Source organism: Streptomyces sp. NPDC048297, assembly GCF_043201585.1.
Classification (GTDB): Bacteria; Actinomycetota; Actinomycetes; order Streptomycetales; family Streptomycetaceae; genus Streptomyces.
Genome location: NZ_JBICZA010000014.1, coordinates 109,997 through 134,157, shown reverse-complemented (window position 1 = coordinate 134,157; position 24,161 = coordinate 109,997). Strand labels below are relative to the sequence as shown.

The window sequence follows — 24,161 nt, the reverse complement described above, 5'->3', positions numbered from 1 at the left end:
ACTCATGGCAGAGGGCGATGCGCTTTCCACCCACGTCTTCGGCGTGCAGCTGGGCGGATACCTGGTCGAGTCGATCCAGGAGATCAGCGGGCTGAGCGTCGAGGAGGAGGTCGTCGAGGTCCGTCAGGTCAGCTCGGACGGCAAGCAGATCATCCGCAAGCAGCCCGGCGCCCGCCAGGCCGGTGAGATCACGATCACCCGGGGACTCGACCAGAGCAGCGAGTTCACCAAGTGGATCAAGGAGACGCTCAACAACGGTGCCGTCGACACCGCGCGGCAGAACCTGACCATCGAGATCAAGGACACCCAGGGCGAGACGGTCCGCCGTATCCAGCTGATGAACGGCTGGGCCTCCAAGTGGGAGGGCCCCTCCCTCAAGGCCGGCGAGTCCGCCGCGGCCACGGAGTCCGTCACCATCGTGTTCGAGGAGATCGTCGTCGAATGAGGCGCCGCACCGTCACGGCGGGCAACCTGGACGAGATCCTGGAGATGACCGCACCCGGACCCGCACCCGCCCAGGGGCTCGCGCGGGAGGCCGCGCAGCCGCCTGCCCCGGCCCCGACCGGCCGCCCCGCGACACCCCAGGACCACGGACTGCGCACGGAGTTCGAGTTCGAACTGCCGCGCGGGTACGTGGACGAGGCGGGCACGGTGCACCGGCACGGCGCGATGCGGCTCGCCACCGCCCGGGACGAACTGCGCCCGCAGATCGATCTCCGGGTCAAGGAGAACCCGGCGTATCTGAGCGTGGTGCTGCTGAGCCAGGTGATCACCCGGCTCGGCGCCGTCACCGACGTCCACGCCGGGATCGTGGAACGGATGTACGCCACCGATGTCGCGTTCCTCCAGGACTTCTACCGCCGTGTCAACAGCGAGGGGCACACCCGCGCGGCGGTGACCTGCCCGCACTGCGAGGGAGCCTTCGAGGTGGACCTCTCGGGTGGGCGCCTGGGGGAATCGTGACGTACGCGCTCCCCCGACTGCGGGAGGAGATCGCGTACGTCGCCTACCACTTCCACTGGCAGCGCGAGGAGATCCTGGACCTCACCCACGCCGAACGGCGGGAGTGGGTGGCCGAGATCGCCCGTATCAACACCCGGATGAACGAGGGCGGTTGAGTTCATGGCATGGCGGGACAGACTGCTGCGCCGGCGGTCCACCACGGCGAACCCGGCCGCCCGGCCCGCGCCGGGTGCGCCCGGCTCCCCGGGCGTGCCGGACTCCCCCACCGTGGCCGATTCCCCCGCCCCGCGTCCGTCCGTGCCGGCCGACTGGGACGGAGGCTGGCGCCGTACGCCGCCGCCGACGCTCACCGTGGCCCGCGCCCCGATCGGCGTCAGCGACGGCCTCGTGTTCCGGTCGGGCCTCGCCTCCTGGCAGAACCCGTCCTTCGACGCGGGCCTCGGCCACGCCCTGCTGCCCACCGCCCCCATCGGCCTGGTCCACGGCGTCACCCACCCGGCCACGGCCCACCCCGTGCAGCGCTCGGACGGCGGGCCCCTGCTTCTGCGGGCGGTGCGGCCGTATGCGGAGGAGACGGGCGCCGAGGCCGAGGAGATGGGCACCGAGGTCGCGCCCACGCGCGATCCGCGGTCACCCTCCGCTCCGTCCGCCACTTCTTCCGCCACTCCTCCCTCCGCAATGAACTCCGGTGCTCTAAAGGGCAGTTACGGCAGTCCGCAGGGCGGCGGCAGCCCGGTCCTCGTCGCCCGGCCGGCCTCCGCCGCGACTGCCACACCCGGTCCGGCCGCGGGGAGCGGTACGGCCACTCCTCCTTCGGTGCAGCGCTCGGGCCCGACTCCGCCCGGCCGTGCGGAGGGGGACGCCGGCCCGGTGGTCCGTCCCACCGACTCCGGGCGGCCGACGGCGGCACCGGAGATCCCGGTGGTACGGCGGATCGCCGTGGTCCCGAACTCCTCGGACGGCGGGGCTCCGGCCCGAGGCTCGGCCAGGGACGCGTCCGGCGTCCGTACGCCATCACAGGCCGGCGGCACCTCGCGCACGAGCGCCTCGGCGCCGAGCGGCGCCGCACTGCCGGGTGCCGCACGTCAACGCTCCACCGCGGCAGGCGAGTCGGGAGCCGTGCAGGCCCACGTCCAGCGGGCCCCTGCCGTCCGCCCCCGACCGTTGAGCCCCTCGCTGACGGTCGCCCGGCGGACGACCGGTCCGGCACGCCGCATCACGGTCCTGCGCCCCGACGTCCGATCCGGCGGTTCCCCGGACGTCCCCTCCGGCACAGGACCCGTACGACACACAGAACCCTCGGAACCCACGACCGCCACGACCGCCACGACCGCCACGACCGCCACGACCGCCACGACCGCCGCGACCGCCGCGACCGCCGCGGGAGCCTCTCCGACGTCCCCGCCACCCGCACAACGCGCCCTCTCCCGGACACAACCGGCCACCCGGGCACCCCTGGGCGCGCCCATGACCGAACTCCCGCCCACTGCACGACCGTTGGCTCCCAGTGGCCCCCCGGCGCCCGAGGCCACAGCCGACGCTCGACGCACGACGGGACCGGCGCTGCCCATCATCCAGCGTCAGGCGGCGGTCCCCGGCTCGGGGGAATCCCGCGATGCGGGCACGGCGGCACCTCCAAGGAGCGGGGCGAGACCGGCATCGCCGACCGTTCCCGCGCCGACGCGCCGGGACACAGCACACGGCACGTCCGGAGCCCGCGCCCGTGGCGGCCTGGGGGCACCTCTTCCCGCGCTGCCACCGACCGCGCTGCCACCGACTGCGGGACCACCAGCCCCGGGGCCACCTCCCGGGAGGGCCCCCGACGTCCAGCGCACGTCAGACGTCCGGGACGCACGGACACGCGCGGACGGTACGGCCGCGACAGGTACAGGTCCGCTCGACGGGTCCGCCCGTACCGCACCCCTGCTCGGCGCGACGAACTCGGCGCGCCCCGGACCAGCGGTCAACTCCGCTGTTCCCCCGGGGAGTTCCGCGTCCACCGAAGCAACCCCGACCGCCCAGTCAGGCATCTCACCCGCCGCCGTACAACGCCTGCCCCTGCACGAGCACCCGGCGCCGGCGGCGCCCACCAGCACGCAGGCCGACAAGGCCGTATCCAAGGACCGAGGCGCACCGGACCCGGTCACGATCGCCCGCACGATCACCGTGTCCGACGGACGGCCCGGCGTCATCAGCGCGCACACACCCACCGCCGGCAACCAGCCGATGCCACCCCGCACCCTCGCGCTGCTCGCCGCGCGCCCTCTCCTCATCCGGACCCGTGCCCAGGAGGGCATCACTGCGCCGGCCGGCGCCCGCGCCTCCGCACCTCCCGTCGTACCCGCCTCCTGGCGCCGCGTGTCCGACCCGGGCCCCGATGTGCGGCGCACACCACCGGTCGCCCCCTCCTCGCGCCCGGCCACCTCGGACCCGAAGGTGTCGCTCCCTTCCGGCCATCCCCCAGGCCACCCCTCCGGCAACCCCTCAGGCAAGGCCGATCACAGCACCGGTTCCGGCCCGGCCCGCCCTCGACCGGCGGTGCCCGTCGTACGGCCGGATCGCCCCGTCACTCCCCCGGTCCAGCGGGGGGCATCCGGCGGCGCCGCACCCGCGCGTCTGCCCGCGCTACCGCTGTCCGAGCCGCTGAAGTCCCCGCTCCAGGACCGCCCGTCTCCCCAGGCGGCGCCCACTCCCCCTGTCCCGGTCGTCCGCGCCGTCCGCACGGGCGACACCCCGGCGACGACCGTACAGACGGCCGGCAGGCAGCGTTCGGCCTCCGCACCACCCGCCCCCGCCAGGACCCGAGCACCCGCCGCGGACCGGTCGCCGCGGACACCGGAGACACAGGCGCCGGCGCCGGCGCCGGCACAGGCACAGGCACAGGCACCCGGACTCGACCTGGACGACCTGGCGCGACGCCTGTTGGAACCGATGACCCGGCTGCTCCGGGCCGATCTGCGGCGCGGCCGGGAACGGACGGGCCGCCCCTATGACGGACGCCGCTGAGGACGCGGAAGAGGCTCAAGACGCTGAGGACGCTGAGGACGCTGAGGACGCTGAGCGCACGGAAGACGCTGAAGACACGGAAGACACGGAACGGACGGTCTACGGGTGACGGACAACATCTTCGCGACGAGCGTGTTCTTCCAGCTCGCGATCGGCGGCAGCGATCTGGGGGCCTTCCACACCTGTTCCGGCATGGGGGCGGAGGTGGAGATGGAGAGTTACGCGGAGGGCGGCAACAACGGCTTCACCTGGCAGCTGCCCGGCCGGGTCACCTGGTCGAACATCACGCTGACGCGTCCGGTCACCGCCGACACGGCGAAGATCGGCCGCTGGCTCGACGAGACGCTGCGCCGGGTGGAGCCGAAGGACGGGGAGATCGTGGCGCTGCGGCCGGATCTGAGCCGGATCATCAGCTGGCAGGTGCTCGGCATCGTGCCGGTGCGCTGGCAGGGGCCGTCGTTCGACCCGTCCTCCTCGGAGCCCGCGGTGGAGACGCTGGAGATCGCCCACGAGGGATTGAGGCCCTCCTGATGGCGGCCGTCCGCACCAGCCGGGCCAGGGCCCAGCTGACGCTGAAGGAACCGCCGGCGGCGGTGGGCGCGAAGCCCGGCGGGACGATCGCACGGCTGGACCTCCAGTTCAACCCGACCACGCTCCAGTTGAGCAAGGCCACCGAGTGGCGGCGCACTCCCTCGCGGATGGCCGGGCAGTCGGCGTTGCCGGAGTTCGTGGGCAGCGGCCCGCGGGAGCTGAGCCTTGAGGTCTTCCTCGACGCGACCTCGACCCACGACAACTCGGTCGAGCAGGCGGTGGAGAAGCTGATGAAGGCGTGCGTGCCGACGCCGGCGAGTCTCGCGCGGAAGAAGCCGGCCAGCCCGTGGGTGCGGTTCGAGTGGGGCTCGGCGCGGACGACGTCGTTCGACGGGGTGCTGTCGAGCCTGTCGGTGACGTACACGCTGTTCGACGTGGACGGCAAGCCGCTGCGGGCGACCTGCGCGCTGTCGGTCGAGGAGGCGAGCGTCGACCCGCCGGGCCAGAACCCGACCTCCGGTGCGCGCACGGCCCGGCGTACGCACACGGTGGTGGCCGGGGACAGCCTGGCGCTGCTGGCCTGGCGGGAGTACGGCGACGCGACGGCCTGGCGGGCCATCGCGGAGGCGAACGGGATCGACGACCCGATGGCCCTCGTACCCGGCACCGACCTGGTGGTGCCGGCGCTGGGGGACGCGGGCGGTGAGGAGGAGCGGTGAGCACTCCGGAGGCGCGGGGCGGCCGGTCGTTCGCGGCGGACCCCGTCGTGGAGGCGCCCGGCGAGCTGCCCCCCATCTGGGCGGCGCAGCTGGTGAGTTGTGTGGTGGACGAGAACGTGGGGCTGCCGGACTCCGCCGTGCTGGTCTACCGCGATCCCGACCACGAGTTCCTGAAGTCGACCGGTATCACGCTCGGTACACCGCTGAAGGTGTCCGTGGTGACGGTCGCCGGGCAGGCGCGGGAGCGGCTGTTCAACGGCGAGGTGACGGGGGTGGAGATCGACCGGGACAGCACCGGTTCGTTCACGGTGGTGCGCGCCTACTCGACCACGCACCGGCTGCAGCGGGGCCGGAAGGTGGTGGCGTACCGGAACATGACGGCTGCCGCCATCGTCCGCAAGGTGGCGGCCGGGGCGGGCCTTTCCTGCGGGAAGGTGGAGGCGGCGCCGGTCACCTACCGGCAGCTGTCGCAGGCCAACGTCTCCGACTGGGACTTCCTGCAGTTCCTGGCGGGTGAGAGCGGTGCGCGGGTGCGGGTCGACGACAAGGGGGTGCTGCAGTTCACCCGGCCCGAGAAGGCGTCGGGCGCGCCCGCGCCCTCGACCCCGGCGACGCAGAACCCGATGGTGCTGGAGTACGGGCGCAACCTGCTGGCGCTGCGGGCCTCCCTGTCGGGTGCGGACGGGGCGAACTCGGTGGAGGTGCGGGGCTGGGACGTCACCACCAAGACGCCGCTGGTGGCGCGGCAGCCGTCCGTGAGGAGCGACACCGTGCTGCCGGGGCTCAGCCCGTCGCTCGCCTCCGCGTTCGGGGCGTCGGCGAAGCTGACCGTGACGGACACCCCGTACCGCACACAGGCCGAGACGACGGCGGCGGCGGGGGCGATCGCCGCCGAAGTCGGAGCCGGGTTCGGCGAGTTGGAGGCGGTGGCCGAGGGGAATCCGCGGCTGCGCGCGGGCCGGCCGGTCGCGCTCGGCAACGTGGGTCCCGCGTTCTCCGGGCGGTACACGGCGACGGCGGTGCAGCACAGCCTGGACCCGCACGGCGGGTACCGGACCACGGTGTGGGTCAGCGCCAGCCCGGACCGGTCCCTCACGGGCCTGGTGACGGGTGCGAACGCGCCGGGCCGCGGTCCGCGCATGCCGGGGCTGGCGATCGGCGTGGTGACGGACGTGCGGGAGCCCGGAGGCGCCCGGACCGGCGCGGTCCGGCTGAAGTTCCCCTGGCTGGACGACACGTACGTGACCGACTGGGTGCGCACGGTGCAGTGGGGCGGCAAGGGCGGCGGGGGTGTGGTGAGCCCCGAGGTCAACGACGAGGTGCTGGTCGGCTTCGAACAGGGGCTGCTGGACAGCCCGTACGTCATCGGCGGCCTGTACAACGGCGTGGACCGGCCCTCACCGCACGACGTCCCGCTGGTGGACGCGACCAGCGGCAAGGTCAACCGCCGTTCCGTGGTGTCGCGTTCGGGTCATCGGGTGGAGCTGCTGGACGCTCCGGCGCCGGGCCCGTCCGGGGTGCGGCTGCGCACCGCGGACGAACGGCTGCAGGTGATGCTGGACGACCGTGGCAACGCGATCGAGGTGACGGTGTTCGCGGCCGGCGGCCGGCGCCCGCTGTCCTCGGTGCGGCTGGACGAGCGGGGCATCACGCTCGACGCGGGCACCGGGACGGTCAGTGTGAAGGGCGGCAGCGTGGACATCGACGCCACCACGGCGGTCCGCGTCGGCGGCCGGTCCGTGAGTGTCACCGGCCGGACGGACGTCACGGTCGACGGCGGACTGCTGGGGGTGCTGAAGGCGAACCTCGTACGCATCAACTGACACAGCGATCTGACGCAGCGATCTGACGCATCAACTGACGCAGCGAACTGACACATCGACTGACGCCACCCCGCCAACCCGCCAACCCGCCAACCCGCCTGATTCTCACGGCCGTTGCGGTTCGTGACCCGACCTTGAGGAGCCCGGCATGCCCGCCGCAGCCCGTACCGGCGACCCCACCAGCCACGGCGGCGTGATCGCCACCCCGCCGCCCGGCGCCGCCGCGGCGGTGGCGCGTGTGCTGATCGGTGGCCGCCCCGCCGCCGTCGTGGGCAGCCTGCACACCTGTGTGATGCCCCCGCACGCGGCCCTGGGACCGGCCAACGTGATCATGCCCAGCCCGGCCGCGCTCGTCTCCGGTCAGGTCCTCATCGGCGGACTGCCGGCCGCACGGGCGGGCGACAGGACCGCGTGCGGCGCGACGGTCATGATCGGCGCGCTGAACGTCCAGATCGGAGGCGTGTGATGAGCGATCGGTTCATCGGGCGCGGCTGGGCGTTCCCGCTGCGGGTCGGGCCCACCGGCGGGATCGCCATGGTGGAGCGGGAGCGGGAGATCGAGGAGGCGATCCGGCTGGTGCTGGGCACGGCCCCCGGCGAACGCCCGATGCGGCCCGAGTTCGGCTGCGGCATCCACGAGTACGTCTTCGCGCCCGGCGACGGCGCCACGGCGGGGCGGATCGCCCAGCAGGTGCGCGAGGCGCTGGAGCGGTGGGAGCCGAGGATCGGGGTGGACGACGTGGTGGTGGCCTTCGACGAGGTGGACGCCGGGACCCTCTACATCGACGTGCGCTACACGGTGCGCTCCACCAACGACCGGCGCAATCTGGTGTTTCCCTTCTACACGATCCCCTCCGAGGAGGGGGCCGAGGAAGCGGTCGCGGACTGATGGCCCTGCCCTCCCCCAACCTGGACGACCGGCGGTTCCAGCAACTCGTCGACGAGGCGAAGCGGTACGTGCGCCGGCGCGCCCCGGAGTGGACCGACCACAACGTCTCCGACCCGGGCGTCACCCTGATCGAGACGTTCGCGTACCTCGTGGACCAGTTGCTGTACCGGCTGAACCGGGTGCCGGACAAGAACTACACCGCTTTCCTCGACCTGTTGGGCATCCGGTTGTTCCCGCCCGCGGCGGCGGGTGCGGAGGTCGACTTCTGGCTGTCGGCGCCGCAGAGCGACACGGTGACGCTGCCCGCCGGGACCGAGGTGACCACCGCGGACGGCGATGCGGAGGAGCCCGTGGTGTTCGCGACCAGGGACGAACTGCGCATTGTGCCGAGCGAGTTGAACCGGCTACTGACCGCCCCCCGCGGCGGTGCGCCGGCGGACCGGACCGGGCAGCTCGCGGAGGGCGGTGACGTGCCGTGCTTCCAGGCGTCCCCCGAGCCGGGTGACGCCCTGCTGTTCGGGCTGCCCGCTGCGGTGCCGCGCTGTGTGCTCGCGGTGCGGCTGGACAGCCGCGTGGAGGGTGTCGGCGTGGACCCGCGGCAGCCGCCGCTGGTGTGGGAGGCGTGGGTCGGCGGGCGCTGGCAGGCGTGCGAGACCGGTCCGGACACCACCGGCGGTCTGAACCGGCCCGGCGAGGTGATCGTGTACGTGCCGGCCGGGCACACGGCGTCCGTGATCGGCGCGTCCCGGGCGGGCTGGCTGCGCTGCCGGGTCACCGAGCCGGAACCGGGGCAGCCGTTCTACTCGGAGTCCCCGACGGTCCGGGAGGCGTCGGTGTTCACGGTGGGCGGCACCGCCTCCGTCGAGCACGCCGAGACCGTCACCGACGTCCCGCTCGGCACCTCGGAGGGGGTCGCGGGCCAGACGTTCCGGCTCGGCCGGCCGCCCGTGCTGCTGGACGGCGAGCCGCCGGTGGTGGAGGTCTCCTCGGCCGACGGCTGGCAGCGCTGGGAGGTGGTCGAGCACTTCGGCCGCTCGGGACCCGCCGACCGGCACGTCCGGGTGGACGCCACCGCCGGCGAGTTCGTGTTCCCGCCGGCGCTGCGCGAACCCGACGGGTCGGTGCGGCTGTGCGGCGCGGTGCCCGAGAAGGGCGCCCGGATCCGGGTGTCCCGCTACCGCACCGGCGGCGGCCCGGCCGGCAACGTGGCCCGCGGCGCGATCTCGGTGCTGCGCAGCTCCGTGCCGTACGTCGCGCGCGTCACCAACCGGGAGGCGGCGCGCGGCGGGGTGGACGGGGAGAGCGTCGCCAATGCCAAGCTGCGGGCCCCGGAGGCGCTGCGGACGCAGGAGCGCGCGGTCACCGCCGAGGACTACGAGATCATCAGCCGGCAGGCGGCGCCCTCGGTGCGCCGGGTGCGCTGCCTGCCCGCGGCGGACGTGGCCGGCGGGGCGGACGGGTCCGGCGGGACCGGCGGGGCGGGTGGGTCCGGCGGGACCGGCGGGGCGGGTGGGTCCGGCGGGACCGGCGGGGCGGGTGGGTCCGGCGGGGCGGGTGGGTCCGGCGGGGCGGGCGCCGTGCGGGTGCTCGTCGTACCGGACGCGGTGGCCGACGACGGCGACCGGCTCCGCTTCGAGCAGTTGATCCCCTCGGACCAGGTGCTCCGGGCGATCACCGCGAGCCTGGACGAGCGCCGGCTGATCGGGACCCGGCTGGTGGTGGAACCGCCGGTCTACCAGGGCGTCACCGTGGTCGCCCGGCTCGCGACGGCGCCCGGCGACGTCGACCGGGTGCGGGAGGCGGCGCTCGCCGCGCTGTTCCGGCACTTCAATCCGCTGGACGGCGGGCCGGACGGCACGGGGTGGCCGTTCGGGCGGCCGGTGCAGTACGGGGAGGTGTTCGGGGTGTTGCAGCAAGCCACCGGCAACGCGCTGGTGGAGGAGGTCCGGCTGTTCGCCGCCGACCCGATCACCGGGCGGCGCGGCGCACCCGTGGAGCGCATCGACCTGGGCCCCGGCGCGCTGGTGTTCTCCTACCAGCACCAGGTCGTCGTCCAGCCGGTCGAGCCGGCGGCCCGGTCATGACCCGCGCCGCCGTTCCCGGCCTGCCGAGCCGGCATCCGATCGGCGGGCAGCTGCCCGCGCTGTACGCCGACGACGACTTCGCCCAGCGGTTCACCGCGGGCCTGGACACCGTCCTCGCGCCGGTGTTCTCGACCCTCGACAACCTGCCCGCGTATCTCGACCCCCGGGTGGCGCCGCTCGACTTCGTGACCTGGCTGACGTCGTGGGTCGGCACCGAGGACGATCCCGGCCTGCCCGTGGAACTGCGTCGCGAGGCGGTCGTACGGGCGATGGAGCTGCACCGCCGGCGGGGCACCCGGCGCGGACTCGTCGAACGGCTGCGGCTCACGCTCGGCGTGAACGCGGACGTCACCGGCGACGGCGGGGCGGTGTGGTCCAGCACGGCGGGCGCCGACCTGCCTCCGGGGCCGTCCGGTGAGGTGGTGGTCCGGGTGTGGCCGGGCCGCGATCCGCGAGTGGACGAGGCGCGGGTCCGCGAGATCGTCCGGGACCTGTGCCCGGTCCACGTCGCGTGCCGCGTGGAGGTCCTGCCCGGCCCGCCCGACGACGAAGCAGGCCGGGCCGACGACGAAACAGGGAGGTGACGGGGTGCGCGTCTGCCCCGTGTGCGGGACGTCCAACGATCCCGGCGACGACTTCTGCCGCAACTGCGGCTCGTACCTGGGCTGGTCCGAGGGCGCGTCCGACGCGCCGCCCCGCTCCGCTGGACAGGAGCGGGAGACTCCGCCGGCCGGGGAGACGGGCCCTGGGGACAACTCCCCCGACTCCCAGGATCAGGGCCGAAGTTCGGATGCCGATGAAGCGGCCCCCTCCCACTCCACGACACCGCCGACCGTCACGCCACCACCGATCACATCGCCACCGGTCGCATCGCCACCCGTCACATCGCCACCCGTCGCTCCGTCCCCCGTCGCACCCGTTCCCCGCACCCCGATCGCGTCCGAGCCTGCCCAACCGAACGAACCTGCCGACGCGAACGAACCTGCCGAACTCGCCGATCCGAACAAACCCGCCGAGCCGCAGCCCGCGCCCGTGCTGCCGGGCAGGCCCGTCGCACCGCGTCCTGTCGTGCGGCCCGTGGCGGCACGGGAGCAGGAGGGCGGGCGGCCCTGCCCCGCGTGCGGGACGCCCAACCCGCCGGACCGCGCGTTCTGCCGCCGCTGCGGCACCCGGCTGGCCCCGGTGCGGGAGCGCGCTCCGCTGCCGTGGTGGCGGACCGTGTGGCCGTTCCGCCGCAGGGTGCGGGCGTGGTCAGGACGGGGGATCCGGCTGCTGGTGATCCTGGCCGTGGTCCTGGCCCTGTGCGTGGCCGGGTTCCTGCTGCTGCCCGCCGGGCGCGCCCTGTTCGAGGACACCCGGGACAAGCTCGGCGGCGCCAAGGCCGTCACGCCGGTGAAGGTCCGCGCGAGCGCCGAGGTGGCCGGGCACCCGGCGGCGAACACCACGGACGGCCTCAGCAACCGGTACTGGGGCGCGCCCGGCGCGGGCGCGTCGGTGACGTACACCTTCGGCAAGCCGTTCCGGATGGTCGACCTGATCATCACGAACGGCGCGTCCACGGAGCCGGAGGCCTACGCGCGCGAGGCCCGTGCGCTGGAGATGGACATGGAGGCCACGTCGGCGGACGGCACGGTGCACCGCAAGGCCGTCGCCCTCAGCGACAAGCCGGGGGCGCAGACGGTCTCCACCGGGATCGGCGACGTGGTCTCCGTGCGGCTGGTGCTGCGGTCGGTCACGAAGCTCGCGCCGGGGCGCCATGTCGCCGTCGCCGAGGTGGAGTTCTTCCAGCGGAGCTGACCGGTACACCCGTGCCACCGGTCACCCGGATCACCCGCCGACGTACGTCGACAGGTGTTCGCCGGTCAGGGTGGAGCGGGCGGCGACGAGGTCGGCGGGGGTGCCCTCGAAGACGATACGGCCGCCGTCGTGCCCCGCGCCGGGGCCGAGGTCGATGATCCAGTCGGCGTGCGCCATGACCGCCTGGTGGTGCTCGACGACGATGACGGACTTGCCCGAGTCGACCAGTCGGTCGAGCAGGCCGAGCAGCTGCTCGACGTCGGCGAGGTGGAGGCCGGCGGTCGGCTCGTCGAGGACGTAGACACCGCCCTTGTCGGCCATGTGCGTGGCCAGCTTGAGCCGCTGCCGCTCGCCGCCGGACAGCGTGGTGAGGGGCTGCCCGATGGTGAGGTAGCCGAGCCCGACGTCGGCGAGCCGCTGGAGGATGCGGTGCGCGGCCGGGACGTGCGCCTCGCCGGAGCCGAAGAACTCCTCGGCCTCGGTCACCGGCATCGCGAGCACCTCGCTGATGTCACGGCCGCCGAAGTGGTGGTCGAGCACGGACGCCTCGAACCGCTTGCCGTCGCACTCCTCGCAGGTGGTGGAGACGCCGGCCATGATCGCGAGGTCGGTGTAGACGACGCCGGCGCCGTTGCAGATGGGGCAGGCGCCCTCGGAGTTGGCGCTGAACAGGGCCGGCTTGACGCCGTTGGCCTTGGCGAAGGCCTTGCGGATCGGTTCGAGCAGCCCGGTGTAGGTGGCCGGGTTGCTGCGCCGTGAGCCGCGGATCGCGCCCTGGTCGACGGAGACCACGCCCGCGTCGGCGGGGATCGAGCCGTGGACGAGCGAGCTCTTGCCGGAACCGGCGACGCCGGTGATGACGGTGAGCACGCCGAGCGGCACGTCCACGTCGACGTCGCGCAGGTTGTGCGTAGCCGCGCCGCGGATCTCCAGGGTGCCGGTGGGCTTGCGCACGCTGTCCTTGAGGGAGGCCCGGTCGTCGAAGTGGCGGCCGGTGAGGGTGCCGCCGGCCCGCAGCCCCTCGACGGTGCCCTCGAAGCAGACGGTGCCGCCTCCCGCGCCGGCGCCGGGGCCGAGGTCGACGACGTGGTCGGCGATCGCGATCACCTCCGGCTTGTGCTCCACGACCAGCACCGTGTTGCCCTTGTCCCGCAGGCGCAGCAGCAGGTCGTTCATCCGCTGGATGTCGTGCGGGTGCAGGCCGGTGGTCGGCTCGTCGAAGACGTAGGTGACGTCGGTGAGCGAGGAGCCGAGGTGGCGGATCATCTTGACGCGCTGTGCCTCGCCGCCGGACAGCGTGCCCGCCGGCCGGTCCAGGGAGAGGTAGCCGAGGCCGATCTCCACGAAGGAGTCGAGGGTGTGCTGAAGCGCGGTGAGCAGCGGCGCCACCGACGGCTCGGCGAGCGCGCGCACCCAGCCGGCCAGGTCGCTGATCTGCATCGCGCAGGCGTCCGCGATGCTGATCCCGTCGATCTTCGAGGACCGGGCGCCCTCGTTCAGCCGGGTTCCGTCGCAGTCGGGGCAGGTGGTGAAGGTGACGGCACGGTCCACGAACTCGCGGATGTGCGGCTGCATCGACTCCTTGTCCTTGGAGAGCATCGACTTCTGGATCCGCGGGATCAGACCCTCGTAGGTCATGTTGATGCCCGCGATCTTCATCCTGGTCGGCTCGCGGTGCAGGAAGTCGTGCAGTTCCTTCTTGGTGAACCGGCGGATCGGTTTGTCCGCGTCGTAGAAGCCGGACTCGGCGTACAGACGCGAGTTCCAGCCGCCGCCCTTGTAGCCGGGGACGGTGATCGCGCCCTCGTTGAGCGACTTGGAGTCGTCGTAGAGCTGGGTCAGGTCGAGGTCGGTGACCGAGCCGCGGCCCTCGCAGCGCGGGCACATTCCGCCGGTGATGCTGAAGCTGCGGCGCTCCTTCACCTTCTGTCCGGCGCGCTCGACGGTGACGGCGCCCGCTCCGCTGATGGAGGCGACGTTGAAGGAGAACGCCTTGGGCGAGCCGATGTGCGGCGTGCCGAGCCGGCTGAAGAGGATGCGCAGCATCGCGTTGGCGTCGGTGGCGGTGCCGACCGTGGAGCGCGGGTCGGCGCCCATCCGCTGCTGGTCGACGGTGATCACGGTCGTCAGCCCGTCGAGCACGTCGACCTCGGGCCGCGCCAGCGTCGGCATGAAGCCCTGCAGGAAGGCGCTGTACGTCTCGTTGATGAGCCTCTGCGACTCCGCCGCGATGGTGTCGAACACCAGGGAACTCTTGCCCGAACCGGAGACGCCGGTGAACACGGTCAGCCGGCGCTTGGGGATCTCGACGCTGACGTCCTTGAGATTGTTCTCACGCGCGCCGTGCACACGGATCAGCTCGTGACTGTCGGCAGCGTGCGGCGCGGGCGACTGCGGATCCGTCTTCTCGGCCATGCTCTTCGGTCTCCATCTGTCGGGCGGGGCGGGGGCCCGGCGGGCAGGGTGTCTGTTCTTGTCTGTTTGTCGTCCGCCGCCACCCTAGGGACAACTCGGCGCTCCGCGCTTCTCCGATCCTGATCGCCTTCGTCGTCCCAGGTCACAGATCACCGGCTCAGGTCACAGGCGCAGGCCATAGGCGCAGGTCAGGGCGCGGGTCAGGGGCGTTGTCAGTGGTCGGTGTTAGCTTCGACCCATGGACCCGCAAGACCTCGCCAACCTCGCGCACCTGCGCCGGGCACGCGACCTGATCGACCGGGAGTACGCCCGCCCGCTCGACGTGCCGACGATGGCCCGGCACGCCCACATGTCGCCTGCGCACTTCTCCAGACAGTTCCGGGCGACCTACGGCGAGACGCCGTACAGCTATCTCATGACGCGCCGGATCGAGCGGGCCATGGCGTTGCTGCGGGGCGGTACGAGCGTGACCGAGGCGTGCATGACGGTCGGCTGTACGTCGCTGGGTTCCTTCAGCTCGCGCTTCACCGAGGTGGTGGGTGAGACACCGAGTGCGTACCGCGGCCGGGAGCACAGTGCCGTGACGGCGATGCCCGCGTGCGTGGCGAAGCTGCACACCCGCCCGACCAGGACCGCGCCGAGCCGCATCGAGCCGGCCAGGACCATACCCGGCGGGGGCGCCCCCGGCGGGAGCGCGCCCGGCAGGAGCGAGGAGGCGGCGGGGAGGGCGGCGGCCTAACGTTGGCCGCATGAGCATCGCGCTGCAGTACTGCCACATCACCGTCAACGACCCGGACGAGTCGCTCGGCTTCTACCGCGACGCCCTCGGCCTGGAGGTGCGCAACGACGTCGCCTCGGGCGGCTTCCGCTGGGTCACCCTCGGCAGCCGGGACCAGCCGGGCCTCGAGATCGTGCTGTCGGAGCCGCACGCGGGCCGCTCCGCGGCCGACGGCGACGCGCTGCAGGAACTGCTGACCAAGGGTGTCCTGCCGAACGTCGTCTTCCAGGTCGGCGACCTCGACGCGGCCTTCGAGAAGGTCCGGGCGTCCGGCGCCGAGGTGATGCAGGAGCCCATGGAGCAGCCCTGGGGCCCCCGCGACTGCGCCTTCCGTGACCCCTCCGGCAACATGGTCCGCCTCAACGAGGCCCCGAAGGACAAGCAGGCCTCCTCCTCCACCTGACACCCGCGCACCGGCACACGTGAACCGGCACACGCGCACCACCACACGCGTGACACCCGCCGTCGGACCCGCCGCCGGACCAGCCGACGCGGCGGACCAGCCGCCGGACCAGCCGACGAACCCCCGCCACCCGAGCGTACAAACACGGACAAACATCACATAAATCACATCTTGCTGACATAGTGCCGCCATGGACACCACGCCTGCCGTCCGTCGGCCGCTCCGTGCTGCCCTCGCGCTGACCGGTGCGGCCGGTGTCGCGGGGGCCGCCGTCTTCGCCGTCACCGTCCTGTCCGGCGAGGACCGTGCACCGGTCCGCCCCGGACACCCGGCACCCGGCGCCTCCGCCCACCCGGCCGGCGAGGCGCCTGCTCCCGGTGCCCGGGGCATCGGCGACCCGCTCTTCCCGCTCGACGGCAACGGCGGCTACACGGTCCGCCGTTACACGCTGGACTTCGACTGGCGCGCTCCCCGTACGCCGTTCCCCGCGACCGCCACCATCAGCGCCACCGCGACGCAGGCCCTCTCCCGCTTCGACCTCGACTTCGCGGGCAACACGCTGCGCTCGGTCACCGTCGACGGCGCCCCCGCGAGGACCGTGCGCGACGGCGACGAACTGGTGGTGACACCGGCCCGGCCCCTCGCCCGAGGGCGTGCGTTCACGGTCCGGGTCGCCTACACCGCCGATCCGACCCAGCGACGGCATCGCGACGACGCCATCCAGGACTACGGCTGGGTGCCCACCGCCGACGGCACCCTGCTGTCCCCGCAGCCCGACGGCGCCAAGATGATCTTCCCGGTGGACGACCATCCCAGCCTGCGGGCACCGTTCACCTTCCACGTGACGACGCCCCCCGGCCTGACGGCGGCGGCGAACGGCCGGCTCGTCGAGCGCGTCCGGCAGCCGGACGGCCGCACCCGGTGGACGTACGACTCCGAACAACCCCTGGCGGCCCAGCTGGTCCAGCTGGCCATCGGGAAGTTCACCCTGACGCGGAGCACGGGTCCGCACGGACTGCCCGTCAGGGACGTGGTGCCGACCGACCTGGTCGGCGACACCGAGGCGTACCGCTCGCTCACCCCGGACCATCTGGCCTGGCTGGAGCAGCGGCTCGGGCCGTACCCGTTCCGCCGGTACGGCGTGCTCGTCGGGGAGAGCGACCTGCCGGTGGCGCTGGAGACGCAGTCGCTGTCCGTCCTGCCGAGCGCCGACCTGCTGGGCGACCGGGTCGCCGCCGAACGCAACCTCGTCCACGAACTCACCCACCACTGGACCGGCGACAGCGTCGCGATCCGGCGGTGGTCCGACCTGTGGCTGAGTGAGGGTCACGCCCGTTTCTACGAGCTGCTCTACTCCGACACCCACGGCGGTGTCGACATGGAGGGCATGATGCGGTCCGCGTACGAGCAGCACGACCAATGGCGCCACGACGACGGCGCGCCCGCCGAGCCGACCGCTTCGAGCCTGTTCCGGCAGATGCGCTACGACGGCTCGGCGCTGGTGCTCTACGCCCTGCGGGAGAAGGTGGGCGAGGGCACCTTCGAGCGGATCGAGCGGTCCTGGGTGACCACCTATCAGGGCCGGGTGGCCGGTACCCGAGACTTCGTCAGACTCGCCTCCAAGGTGGCCGGTGAGGACCTGACGCCCTTTCTGACGCCGTGGCTGTACGGGGCGCACACTCCCCCGATGCCGGGGCACCCCGACTGGCAGGTGGACCCGGTCGAAGAGGACTGAGCAGGACCGACAAGGACTGAGGAGGAGAGGACCGAGGAGGGCTGAGGAGGAGAGGATCGAGGAGGGCTGAGGAGGAGAGGATCGAGGAGGGCTGAGGGGGAGAGGACCGAGGAGGGCTGAGGGGGAGAGGACCGAGGAGGGCTGAGGGGGGCTCAGGCCTCCCCCGGCGGGCGGGACGGGCTGCCGCCGACCGGGTGGCCTGTGCCCGGGTGCTGGTCCACGCGGTTGACGCTCGGCGCGCAGGGCCGGGCGAGGCAAGGAAACGTACGAGGGGTGACGTGAGGGGCAGCGGCCCTCGGTGCCCCGGTCGCATGTTCCTGCCCACGCCAACCCCGTTGGAGACACCCGTATGAGAAAACGCGTCGCCCCCCGCGTCTCCAGTGCCGTACGCGGGCACCGGCGGATCATCTGCGTGACCGCTTCGGCGGCGCTCCTGGTGCCGTTGCTGATCGACCGCTCGGGCGATGTCGGTGCGCCGTCCGACCAGCGCCTGCAGGACGACTACACCGCCGCGGCGGACGAGTTCCATGTGCCCAGAAGCGTCCTGATGGGGGTGTCCTATCTGCAGTCGCGCTGGGACTCCCACGCGGGCACCCCGAGCGTCGTCGGCGGCTACGGGCCGATGCACCTGGTGGACAGCCTCGCGGTCAAGGCGAAGAAACCCCCGAGCCACCCGAACACCCTGCCCGGCGCGACGACCGCCTCGCCGCCCGCCGCACAGACGCGCGTCTCCCCCCAGGCGGCGAACCTGCGCCGGGCCGCGAGCCTGCTCGGCCTCCCGGCCGAACGGCTGCGCAACGACGACAAGGCCAACGTACGCGGCGGCGCGGCCCTCCTCGCCGCGGCCCAGCGCCGGCTCGGCAAGCCGTTCAGCGCCAACCCGGCGGACTGGTGGGACGCCGTCTCGCGCTTCCCGGGCACGAACGACGCCACGACGGCGACGACCTACGCCAACGACGTCTTCGACGTGATCCGCCAGGGCGCGCACCGCACCACCGACGCGGGGCAGCGCGTCGTCCTGCTCGCGAACCCCCAGCTGCGCCCGCACGCGCCGGGCACGCAGGGCGCGCTCCGCTCGAAGAACGCCGAGTGCCCGCCGGAGCTGGCCTGCTCGTGGCTCAGCGCGCCGTACGTCGAGTACGACGACGGCGACGCGTACGGCAACCACGACCTGGCCGACCGGCCCAAGGACCAGAAGATCGACTACATCGTCATCCACGACACCGAGGCCCCCCTCGCCTCGATGCTCCAGACCATCCAGGACCCGGAGGAGGCGTCCTGGCACTACTCCATCCGCTCCAGCGACGGCCAGGTCACCCAGCACATCAAGCTGAAGGACTCCGCCTGGCACTCCGGCAACCAGTTCGTGAACGGCCGCTCGATCGGTGTCGAGCATGAAGGTTTCCTCAGGCAGCCCGACGCCTGGTACACCGAGCAGATGTACCGGAACTCGGCCCGGCTGGTCGGGTACTTGGCGAAGAAGTACCAGGTCCCGCTCGACCGGCAGCACATCTTCGGCCACGACAACGTGCCGTCCCCGACCGAGAGCTCCATCCCGGACATGCACGACGACCCGGGTCCCTTCTGGGACTGGCGGCACTACTTCGACCTGCTCGGCGCGCCGCTGAAGGCCACGGCCGGACCGGACAGCGACGTCGTGATGATCCTGCCGGACTACAACCGCAACAAGCCGAAGTTCACAGGGTGCACGTCGAGCGGCACGCCGTGCGCGCCGCACGGCTCCAGCGCCGTCCGGCTCTACACGGAACCGTCCGAGGCCGCCCCGCTCATCCAGGACCCGGGCCGGCACCCCGACGGCGACGACTCCACGGTGGACGTCAACGACCTGGGATCGCGGGCCTCCGCGGGCCAGATGTTCGCGGTCGCCGACCGGCAGAACGAGTGGACGGCGATCTGGTACCAGGGGCACAAGGCCTGGTTCAAGAACGCGCAGAACAACCAGACGGCCGTCGGCGCGCGGGCCCGCACGGTGACCCCGAAGGCGGGCCTGGACGAGGTCGAGGTGTTCGGCCGCGCGCTGCCGGAGGGGGAGGCCTATCCGGAGGGCGTGGACGCGGAGGAGCAGGCGCCGCTGCCGTACACCCTCAGCGCGGGCCAGCGGTACGTGACGACGTCCCGGGTGCGCGGTACCTATGTCGACAGGTCGACCTTCGAGCCCACGCCGGCCCCGGTGGTCAAGGGCGAGGAGAGGTACTACGAGATCCAGCTCGGCCACCGGCTCGCCTACGTCCGGGCGAGCGACGTGGACGTCCAGGACCCGCCGGCCGCGGCCGGCCAGTCCGGTGACACGGCGACGGGCAGCCCGTCCGGGGGCACGGCTGCGGGCAGCCCCGGGCAGACGGCGGGCACCGGCATGCACTGATCCGGCGTGAGGCCGGCCCGGTCCAGGTGCCGGGGCCGGCCTCTGCCATGTCCGCCAAAGGCGCGCCACGTTCATCAAGCCGGTCGCGTCGTCCGTCAAAGACGCGCCACGTTCATCAAGCCGGTCGCGTCGTCCGTCAAAGACGCGCCACGTCCGTCAAAGCCGCGCCATGTCGGTCAAAGGCGAGCCGCATCCGTCACAGCCGCGCCGCGTCCGTCACACTCCGGCGGCCCGGTACGTGGGCCGGCCGCCCACCACCGTCAGCACGACCGGCACGTCGGCCAGTTCGGTGTCGGGGACGTCCAGCGGGTTGCCGGCCAGGACCGTGAGGTCGGCGCGGTGACCGACCGCGAGCCGGCCGGCGACGTCCTCCTCACCGGCGGCCCAGGCCGCGTTCAGGGTGATGCCCCGCAGCGCCTGGAGCGGGGTGAGGGCCTGCTCCGGGCCGTGCGGGGGCAGGGACAGGTCGGCCGGGCGGCGGTGGCGGGCGCCGGCCATGACCTGGAGCGGCGGGAACGGGGCGATGGGCCAGTCCGAGCCGAGGACGACCCGCGCGCCGGCCTCCCACAGGTCACGGCAGCGGAACGCGCGCCCGGCACGCTCCTCGCCGAGCCGGCGCGACCAGTTGTCGGTGTGGTCGGCCCGGGTGAACTCGCAGCAGTGGGTGGGCTGCATGGACGCGGCCACGCCGAGCCGCGCGAACCGGGTCACGGTGTCGTCGGGCACGGTCTCGATGTGCTCGACGCGGTGCCGTACGGGCGCCGGGTGCTCCGCCTGGGCCTTCTCGACGGAGTCGAGCACATGGCGGACCGCGGCGTCGCCGATCGCGTGGGTCGCGGTGGGCACGCCGGCCCGGTGCAGGGCCGTGATCACCTCGGTGTAGCACTGCGGGTCGGGCCAGAAGGCGTGGCCCGACTCGCCGTGGCAGTCGGGGACCTCCAGCCAGGCGGTGCCGTTGTCGATGGTGCCGTCCATGAACAGCTTCGCGCCGTCGACCCGCCACCGCGCGCCGCCGGTGCCCTGGAGCCGGGTGAGCGCGGCGACGGCCTCGTCGTCGGCCTCCGGGCGGACCCAGGGGGCGACCCGCAGCCGCAGGGGCAGCGCGTCCTCGGCCTCCAGCGCCGCGTGGACGGCGAGGCTGTCGCCGCCCGCGTCCATGGCGTGGCCGCCGGTCAGGCCCGCCGCGGCCATGGTGCGCAGCACCTCGGCGGTGCGGGCCCGCACCTCGCCCTCGGTGGGCCGGGGCGCGACGGCCTCGACGAGTTCGCAGGCCGCGTCCTCCAGCAGCAGGCCGGTGGGCCGCCCGTCGGCGTCGCAGACGATCTCGGATCCCTGGTCGAAGGTGCGCGGGCCGTCCACGCCGGACAGTTCCAGCGCCCGCGCGCTGGCCAGCGCCGAGTGGGCGTCGAACAGGTCGATGAGGGCGGGTACGCCGTCCAGGACCGGGCCGAGCGCGGCGGATCCGACACGCTCGCCGCCGAAGGCGTTGGGGTCAAGGCCCCAGCCGCGCAGCCAGGCTCCGGGCCGCAGCGACTTCACGGCGTCGGCGAGGGCGGCGCGTACGGCGCCCAGGTCGCGGCAGCCGGACAGGTCGACACCCATGGTGCGTTCGGCGCCGGACACCGGATGCAGATGCCCGTCGGTGAAACCGGCGGTGACCACGGCTCCGCGCAGGTCGACGACCGTGGTGCCGGGTCCGGCGAGGGTGCGGGCCTCCCGGTCGTCGCCGAGGAAGCTGATCCGTCCGTCCTGCGCGGCGAGCGCGGTGTGCGCGAGGAGCCCGCCCGTGCCGGGATCGAGCAGCCGGGCGGAGAGCAGGACGAGATCGGCGGGCACGGGGGCTCCTTCGTGCGTGGTGCGGTGGTCGTACGGGTGGGGCGTCAGCCGGAGACGGGGTCCAGCGCCCCGGTGGGCAGGCCGAGTTCGCGCTCGGCGAGGGTGACGGCCATGCGGCTCGCGGCCGGGGGCCGGTCGGGGGTCGGGGTGTTGGCGTGGGCGCCGAGTCCGTCGAGGACGACGAGTATGTGGATGGCGGTCACCAGGGGGTCCTCGGTGCGGAACTCGCCCGCCGTGACGCCGTCCTGGACGAGGGCTTCCAGGCGTCCGCGCCAGGCGCCCTCCTGCTCGGCGACCCGGTCGCGCAGGGTGGTCCGGTAGCGGCTGAGGTGGCGGGCGTTGATCCACAGCCGGCTGAGGGTGTCGTAGGCGTCCCCGGAGGTGCGGGCGAGGAAGCGGGCCATGCGCCGCGTGGGCGTGTCCTCGGGGCCGCCGGCCGGGAGCATGGCGTCCAGTTCGCCGGTCGCGGCGCTGCCGAAGGCCTCGGCGACGAGATCCTCGACCGAGGGGAAGTAGTGGCTGATCAGTCCCGGACGCACGTCGAGTTCCTCGGCGATCCGGCGCAGGGTGACGCACTCCAGCCCCTCGGCCAGGGCGACGGCGGCGGCCGCGTCGACGATCTCCGCCCGCCGGGCGGCCGGGTCCTTTCGGATCCTTTTTCGCTGAACGCTTGACGACATACCCGGGATGCTATTGAGTGTGCGACCAATAAGCAACTGGTCACGTGCCCAATAAGCGACCAGGCAGTTCGCACCGCTCCCGGAGGGCCTCATGGCGTCCACGCTCCCCGACCCGTACCCCGATGCGCAGCTCACCGCTCACGACGCGCGGCGCACCGCCACCGACGGGATCGCGGCCGCTTCCCCGGCTCCCGAGCGGTCCGGCGGCGGCGAGTCGCACGGACTCGAATCGCACGGCACCGAATCGCACGGCATCGAGTCCCACGGCATCGACCACATCCCCGACTCCGAGCGCCGGGGCCGCCCGCGCGAGCTGTTCTCGGTGTGGGCCGCGGCCAACGTGAACTACCTCAGCCTGGTCGTCGGCGGCGCGCTGGTGCTGGTGGGCCTGAGCCTGTGGCAGGCGATCGGGGTGATCGTCGTGGGCAACGCCTTCTGGCTGCTCACCGGTCTGCTCGCGGTGTCTGGCCCGGCGGCGGGCGCGCCCAGCGAGGTCGTCACCCGGGCGATGTACGGCGTCATCGGCAACCGCGTGAACAACGCCGTCGTCGGCTGGATGATCTCCGTCTGCTACTTCGCGCTGAGCCTGGCCGCGGCGGCCACCGCCGCGTTCGCCCTCGTCGCGCGGACGGGCCTGCCGGTGAACTCCGCTGTGAAGGCGCTCGTCGTGGTGGTCATCGCCGCGGTCACCCTGGCCATCAGCGTCTGGGGCCACTCCGCGATCGTCCGGCTCTACGTGCCGATCACGCTCGCGCTGACGGCCGTGTTCGCGGTGGTGGCCGTGGCCGTCGTGCGGCACACCGACTTCGGGTACGTCCCCGAGCACCGGCTGACCGGCGGCGCCCTGTGGGCGACCGTCCTGGGCGGCGTCGCGCTGATCGCCTCGGGTCCCCTGTCGTACACCACGAGCGCCGACTTCTCCCGCTACCTGCCGCGCACCGCGTCCCCGAAGGCGGTGGCCGGGTGGACCGCGCTCGGCGGGTTCCTGCCGGGCACCGTGGTCTGCTCCCTGGGCGCGTTCGCCGCGACCACCGTCGACATGAGCGACCCGCAGAGCGCGCTGCTGGGCCTGCTGCCCGGCTGGTTCGGCCCGGTCTTCCTGCTCGCGCTGATCCTGGGCACCGTCGCCCTGAACGCGCTGACCGCCTACAGTGCCGGCCTCGCCCTCCAGGCCGTCGGCCTGCGCATCAAGCGCTCGCGCAGCGTGCTGGTCGACGGCACCGCCTCCGTCTCGCTGACCCTGTACGCCCTGCTCGTGTCCAACTTCCTGGACACCGTCGCCAACGTGCTGCAGCTGACCGTCGTCCTGCTCGGCCCCAGCATGGCCCTGTACGCCACCGACATCGTCCTGCGCCGCAACCGGTACGACGGCATCGCCCTCGGCGACGAGAGCCCGAACAGCCCCTTCTGGTACACCGGCGGCGTCAACTGGGCCGGCGCGCTGTCGCTCGCCGCGGGCGTCACCGCGGCAGCCCTCTGCGTCGACACCGCGTACACGGGCCCGATCGCCGCCGCCCTGGGCGACGTCGACCTCGCCCTCCCGGCGGGCCTGATCGTGACGTCGGCGCTGTACGCGCTGACGATGCGCGGAACACGGATGCGCGGCACCGCCTGAGCGCCCCGCCCACTCCCCCCTCCGTCCCTCGCCCCCGGCCCCTCGCGGGTGCCGGGGGCCTCCTGGACGCGCGGCTGACGAGCCGTGAGACTGGACGCCTCGCACGCCCCCTCGCCAGGACGGTGCCCATGGAAGAGGAAGTCCCGCGCGTCGAACCCACCCCGCAGGCCGCCGACGTGCTGCGCAAGCTGCGCGCCGAGCACGGGCCGCTGATGTTCCACCAGTCCGGCGGGTGCTGCGACGGCAGCGCGCCGATGTGCTACCCGGACGGCGAGTTCCGCACCGGCGGCTCCGACGTGCTGCTGGCCGAACTCACCGTGGAGGGCGTGGCCGAGCCGGTGACGTTCTGGATGTCGCGGAGTCAGTACGAGGCCTGGAGTCACACCCGCTTGATCGTGGACGTGGTACCCGGACGAGGGAGCGGGTTCTCGCTGGAGGCACCCGAGGGGGTACGTTTTCTCACCCGTTCTCGCGTAGTCGACGCCTAGCCACCCCGCGGGCCCGC

The 24,161-nt window shown here is 73.2% G+C and carries 21 protein-coding genes and 1 pseudogene; 19 read left to right on the top strand and 3 right to left on the bottom strand.

Annotation, left to right across the window (positions count from 1 at the left end; translation table 11 throughout):
* The first annotated feature begins 4 nt into the window (after nucleotides 1–4).
* The 13 genes and pseudogenes from ACGFYV_RS17780 (at nucleotide 5) to ACGFYV_RS17720 (ending at nucleotide 11,811) form a co-directional block, all read left to right on the top strand.
* Nucleotides 5–445 carry a phage tail protein gene (locus tag ACGFYV_RS17780; RefSeq protein ID WP_393879315.1) on the top strand — a complete coding sequence of 147 codons (441 nt, stop codon included), beginning with the start codon at nucleotides 5–7 and terminating at the stop codon, nucleotides 443–445.
* Complete coding sequence (locus tag ACGFYV_RS17775; protein WP_393879314.1) at nucleotides 442–963, top strand: hypothetical protein; 522 nt, start codon at nucleotides 442–444, stop codon at nucleotides 961–963. The genes ACGFYV_RS17780 and ACGFYV_RS17775 overlap by 4 nt, the downstream gene beginning before the upstream one ends.
* Nucleotides 960–1,118 (top strand): DUF6760 family protein, encoded by a 159-nt coding sequence (locus ACGFYV_RS17770; protein ID WP_393879313.1) that lies wholly within the window; start codon nucleotides 960–962, stop codon nucleotides 1,116–1,118. Before ACGFYV_RS17775 ends, ACGFYV_RS17770 begins: the two co-directional genes overlap by 4 nt.
* A 2,011-nt stretch (nucleotides 1,119–3,129) precedes the next feature.
* Nucleotides 3,130–3,969, top strand: coding sequence for a hypothetical protein (locus ACGFYV_RS17765; protein ID WP_393879312.1), 840 nt, complete (start codon nucleotides 3,130–3,132; stop codon nucleotides 3,967–3,969).
* A gap of 105 nt (nucleotides 3,970–4,074) precedes the next feature.
* Complete coding sequence (locus ACGFYV_RS17760) at nucleotides 4,075–4,500, top strand: phage tail protein (protein ID WP_393879311.1); 426 nt, start codon at nucleotides 4,075–4,077, stop codon at nucleotides 4,498–4,500.
* Nucleotides 4,500–5,219 carry a LysM peptidoglycan-binding domain-containing protein gene (locus ACGFYV_RS17755; protein WP_393879310.1) on the top strand — a complete coding sequence of 240 codons (720 nt, stop codon included), beginning with the start codon at nucleotides 4,500–4,502 and terminating at the stop codon, nucleotides 5,217–5,219. The genes ACGFYV_RS17760 and ACGFYV_RS17755 overlap by 1 nt, the downstream gene beginning before the upstream one ends.
* Entirely contained in the window at nucleotides 5,216–7,042 is a 1,827-nt protein-coding gene (locus ACGFYV_RS17750; RefSeq protein ID WP_393879309.1) for a VgrG-related protein, read from the top strand. The genes ACGFYV_RS17755 and ACGFYV_RS17750 overlap by 4 nt, the downstream gene beginning before the upstream one ends.
* Before the next feature lie 148 nt (nucleotides 7,043–7,190).
* A complete protein-coding gene (locus ACGFYV_RS17745) occupies nucleotides 7,191–7,508 on the top strand; it encodes a PAAR domain-containing protein (RefSeq protein ID WP_393879308.1) in 318 nt (105 codons plus the stop codon).
* On the top strand, nucleotides 7,508–7,930 hold the full coding sequence (locus tag ACGFYV_RS17740; RefSeq protein ID WP_393879307.1) for a GPW/gp25 family protein: 423 nt from the start codon (nucleotides 7,508–7,510) through the stop codon (nucleotides 7,928–7,930). Before ACGFYV_RS17745 ends, ACGFYV_RS17740 begins: the two co-directional genes overlap by 1 nt.
* Nucleotides 7,930–10,014 (top strand): putative baseplate assembly protein, encoded by a 2,085-nt coding sequence (locus ACGFYV_RS17735; RefSeq protein WP_393879306.1) that lies wholly within the window; start codon nucleotides 7,930–7,932, stop codon nucleotides 10,012–10,014. The genes ACGFYV_RS17740 and ACGFYV_RS17735 overlap by 1 nt, the downstream gene beginning before the upstream one ends.
* Nucleotides 10,011–10,598 carry a phage tail protein gene (locus ACGFYV_RS17730; RefSeq protein ID WP_393879305.1) on the top strand — a complete coding sequence of 196 codons (588 nt, stop codon included), beginning with the start codon at nucleotides 10,011–10,013 and terminating at the stop codon, nucleotides 10,596–10,598. The genes ACGFYV_RS17735 and ACGFYV_RS17730 overlap by 4 nt, the downstream gene beginning before the upstream one ends.
* A gap of 4 nt (nucleotides 10,599–10,602) precedes the next feature.
* Nucleotides 10,603–10,668 (top strand): annotated as a pseudogene (locus tag ACGFYV_RS17725) (zinc-ribbon domain-containing protein); the annotation flags it as partial.
* 423 nt (nucleotides 10,669–11,091) lie between these two features.
* Nucleotides 11,092–11,811, top strand: a complete 720-nt coding sequence (locus tag ACGFYV_RS17720; protein WP_393879374.1) for an NADase-type glycan-binding domain-containing protein — start codon at nucleotides 11,092–11,094, stop codon at nucleotides 11,809–11,811.
* Between the two features lie 30 nt (nucleotides 11,812–11,841).
* Here ACGFYV_RS17720 and ACGFYV_RS17715 read toward each other — a convergent pair whose 3' ends face one another.
* Nucleotides 11,842–14,226, bottom strand: coding sequence for an ATP-binding cassette domain-containing protein (locus ACGFYV_RS17715; protein ID WP_393879304.1), 2,385 nt, complete (start codon nucleotides 14,224–14,226; stop codon nucleotides 11,842–11,844).
* Nucleotides 14,227–14,464: 238 nt separating this feature from the next.
* On the opposite strand from ACGFYV_RS17715, the gene ACGFYV_RS17710 reads away from it, so the two are divergent.
* The 4 genes from ACGFYV_RS17710 (at nucleotide 14,465) to ACGFYV_RS17695 (ending at nucleotide 19,525) form a co-directional block, all read left to right on the top strand.
* Entirely contained in the window at nucleotides 14,465–14,965 is a 501-nt protein-coding gene (locus ACGFYV_RS17710; protein WP_393879303.1) for a helix-turn-helix transcriptional regulator, read from the top strand.
* A gap of 10 nt (nucleotides 14,966–14,975) precedes the next feature.
* On the top strand, nucleotides 14,976–15,407 hold the full coding sequence (locus tag ACGFYV_RS17705) for a VOC family protein (RefSeq protein ID WP_393879302.1): 432 nt from the start codon (nucleotides 14,976–14,978) through the stop codon (nucleotides 15,405–15,407).
* A gap of 190 nt (nucleotides 15,408–15,597) precedes the next feature.
* Nucleotides 15,598–17,142, top strand: coding sequence for a M1 family metallopeptidase (locus ACGFYV_RS17700; protein WP_393879301.1), 1,545 nt, complete (start codon nucleotides 15,598–15,600; stop codon nucleotides 17,140–17,142).
* Nucleotides 17,143–17,491: 349 nt separating this feature from the next.
* Nucleotides 17,492–19,525 carry an N-acetylmuramoyl-L-alanine amidase gene (locus tag ACGFYV_RS17695; RefSeq protein ID WP_393879300.1) on the top strand — a complete coding sequence of 678 codons (2,034 nt, stop codon included), beginning with the start codon at nucleotides 17,492–17,494 and terminating at the stop codon, nucleotides 19,523–19,525.
* A gap of 216 nt (nucleotides 19,526–19,741) precedes the next feature.
* Here ACGFYV_RS17695 and ACGFYV_RS17690 read toward each other — a convergent pair whose 3' ends face one another.
* Both ACGFYV_RS17690 and ACGFYV_RS17685 read right to left on the bottom strand, forming a co-directional pair.
* Nucleotides 19,742–21,361 (bottom strand): amidohydrolase, encoded by a 1,620-nt coding sequence (locus ACGFYV_RS17690; protein WP_393879299.1) that lies wholly within the window; start codon nucleotides 21,359–21,361, stop codon nucleotides 19,742–19,744.
* A gap of 44 nt (nucleotides 21,362–21,405) precedes the next feature.
* Nucleotides 21,406–22,041, bottom strand: coding sequence for a TetR/AcrR family transcriptional regulator (locus ACGFYV_RS17685; RefSeq protein WP_393879298.1), 636 nt, complete (start codon nucleotides 22,039–22,041; stop codon nucleotides 21,406–21,408).
* Nucleotides 22,042–22,132: 91 nt separating this feature from the next.
* Here ACGFYV_RS17685 and ACGFYV_RS17680 point away from each other — a divergent pair, with 91 nt between their 5' ends.
* On the top strand, nucleotides 22,133–23,656 hold the full coding sequence (locus ACGFYV_RS17680) for a purine-cytosine permease family protein (protein WP_393879297.1): 1,524 nt from the start codon (nucleotides 22,133–22,135) through the stop codon (nucleotides 23,654–23,656).
* Between the two features lie 128 nt (nucleotides 23,657–23,784).
* Nucleotides 23,785–24,144, top strand: a complete 360-nt coding sequence (locus ACGFYV_RS17675) for a DUF779 domain-containing protein (RefSeq protein ID WP_393879296.1) — start codon at nucleotides 23,785–23,787, stop codon at nucleotides 24,142–24,144.
* The last annotated feature ends 17 nt before the right edge of the window (nucleotides 24,145–24,161 follow it).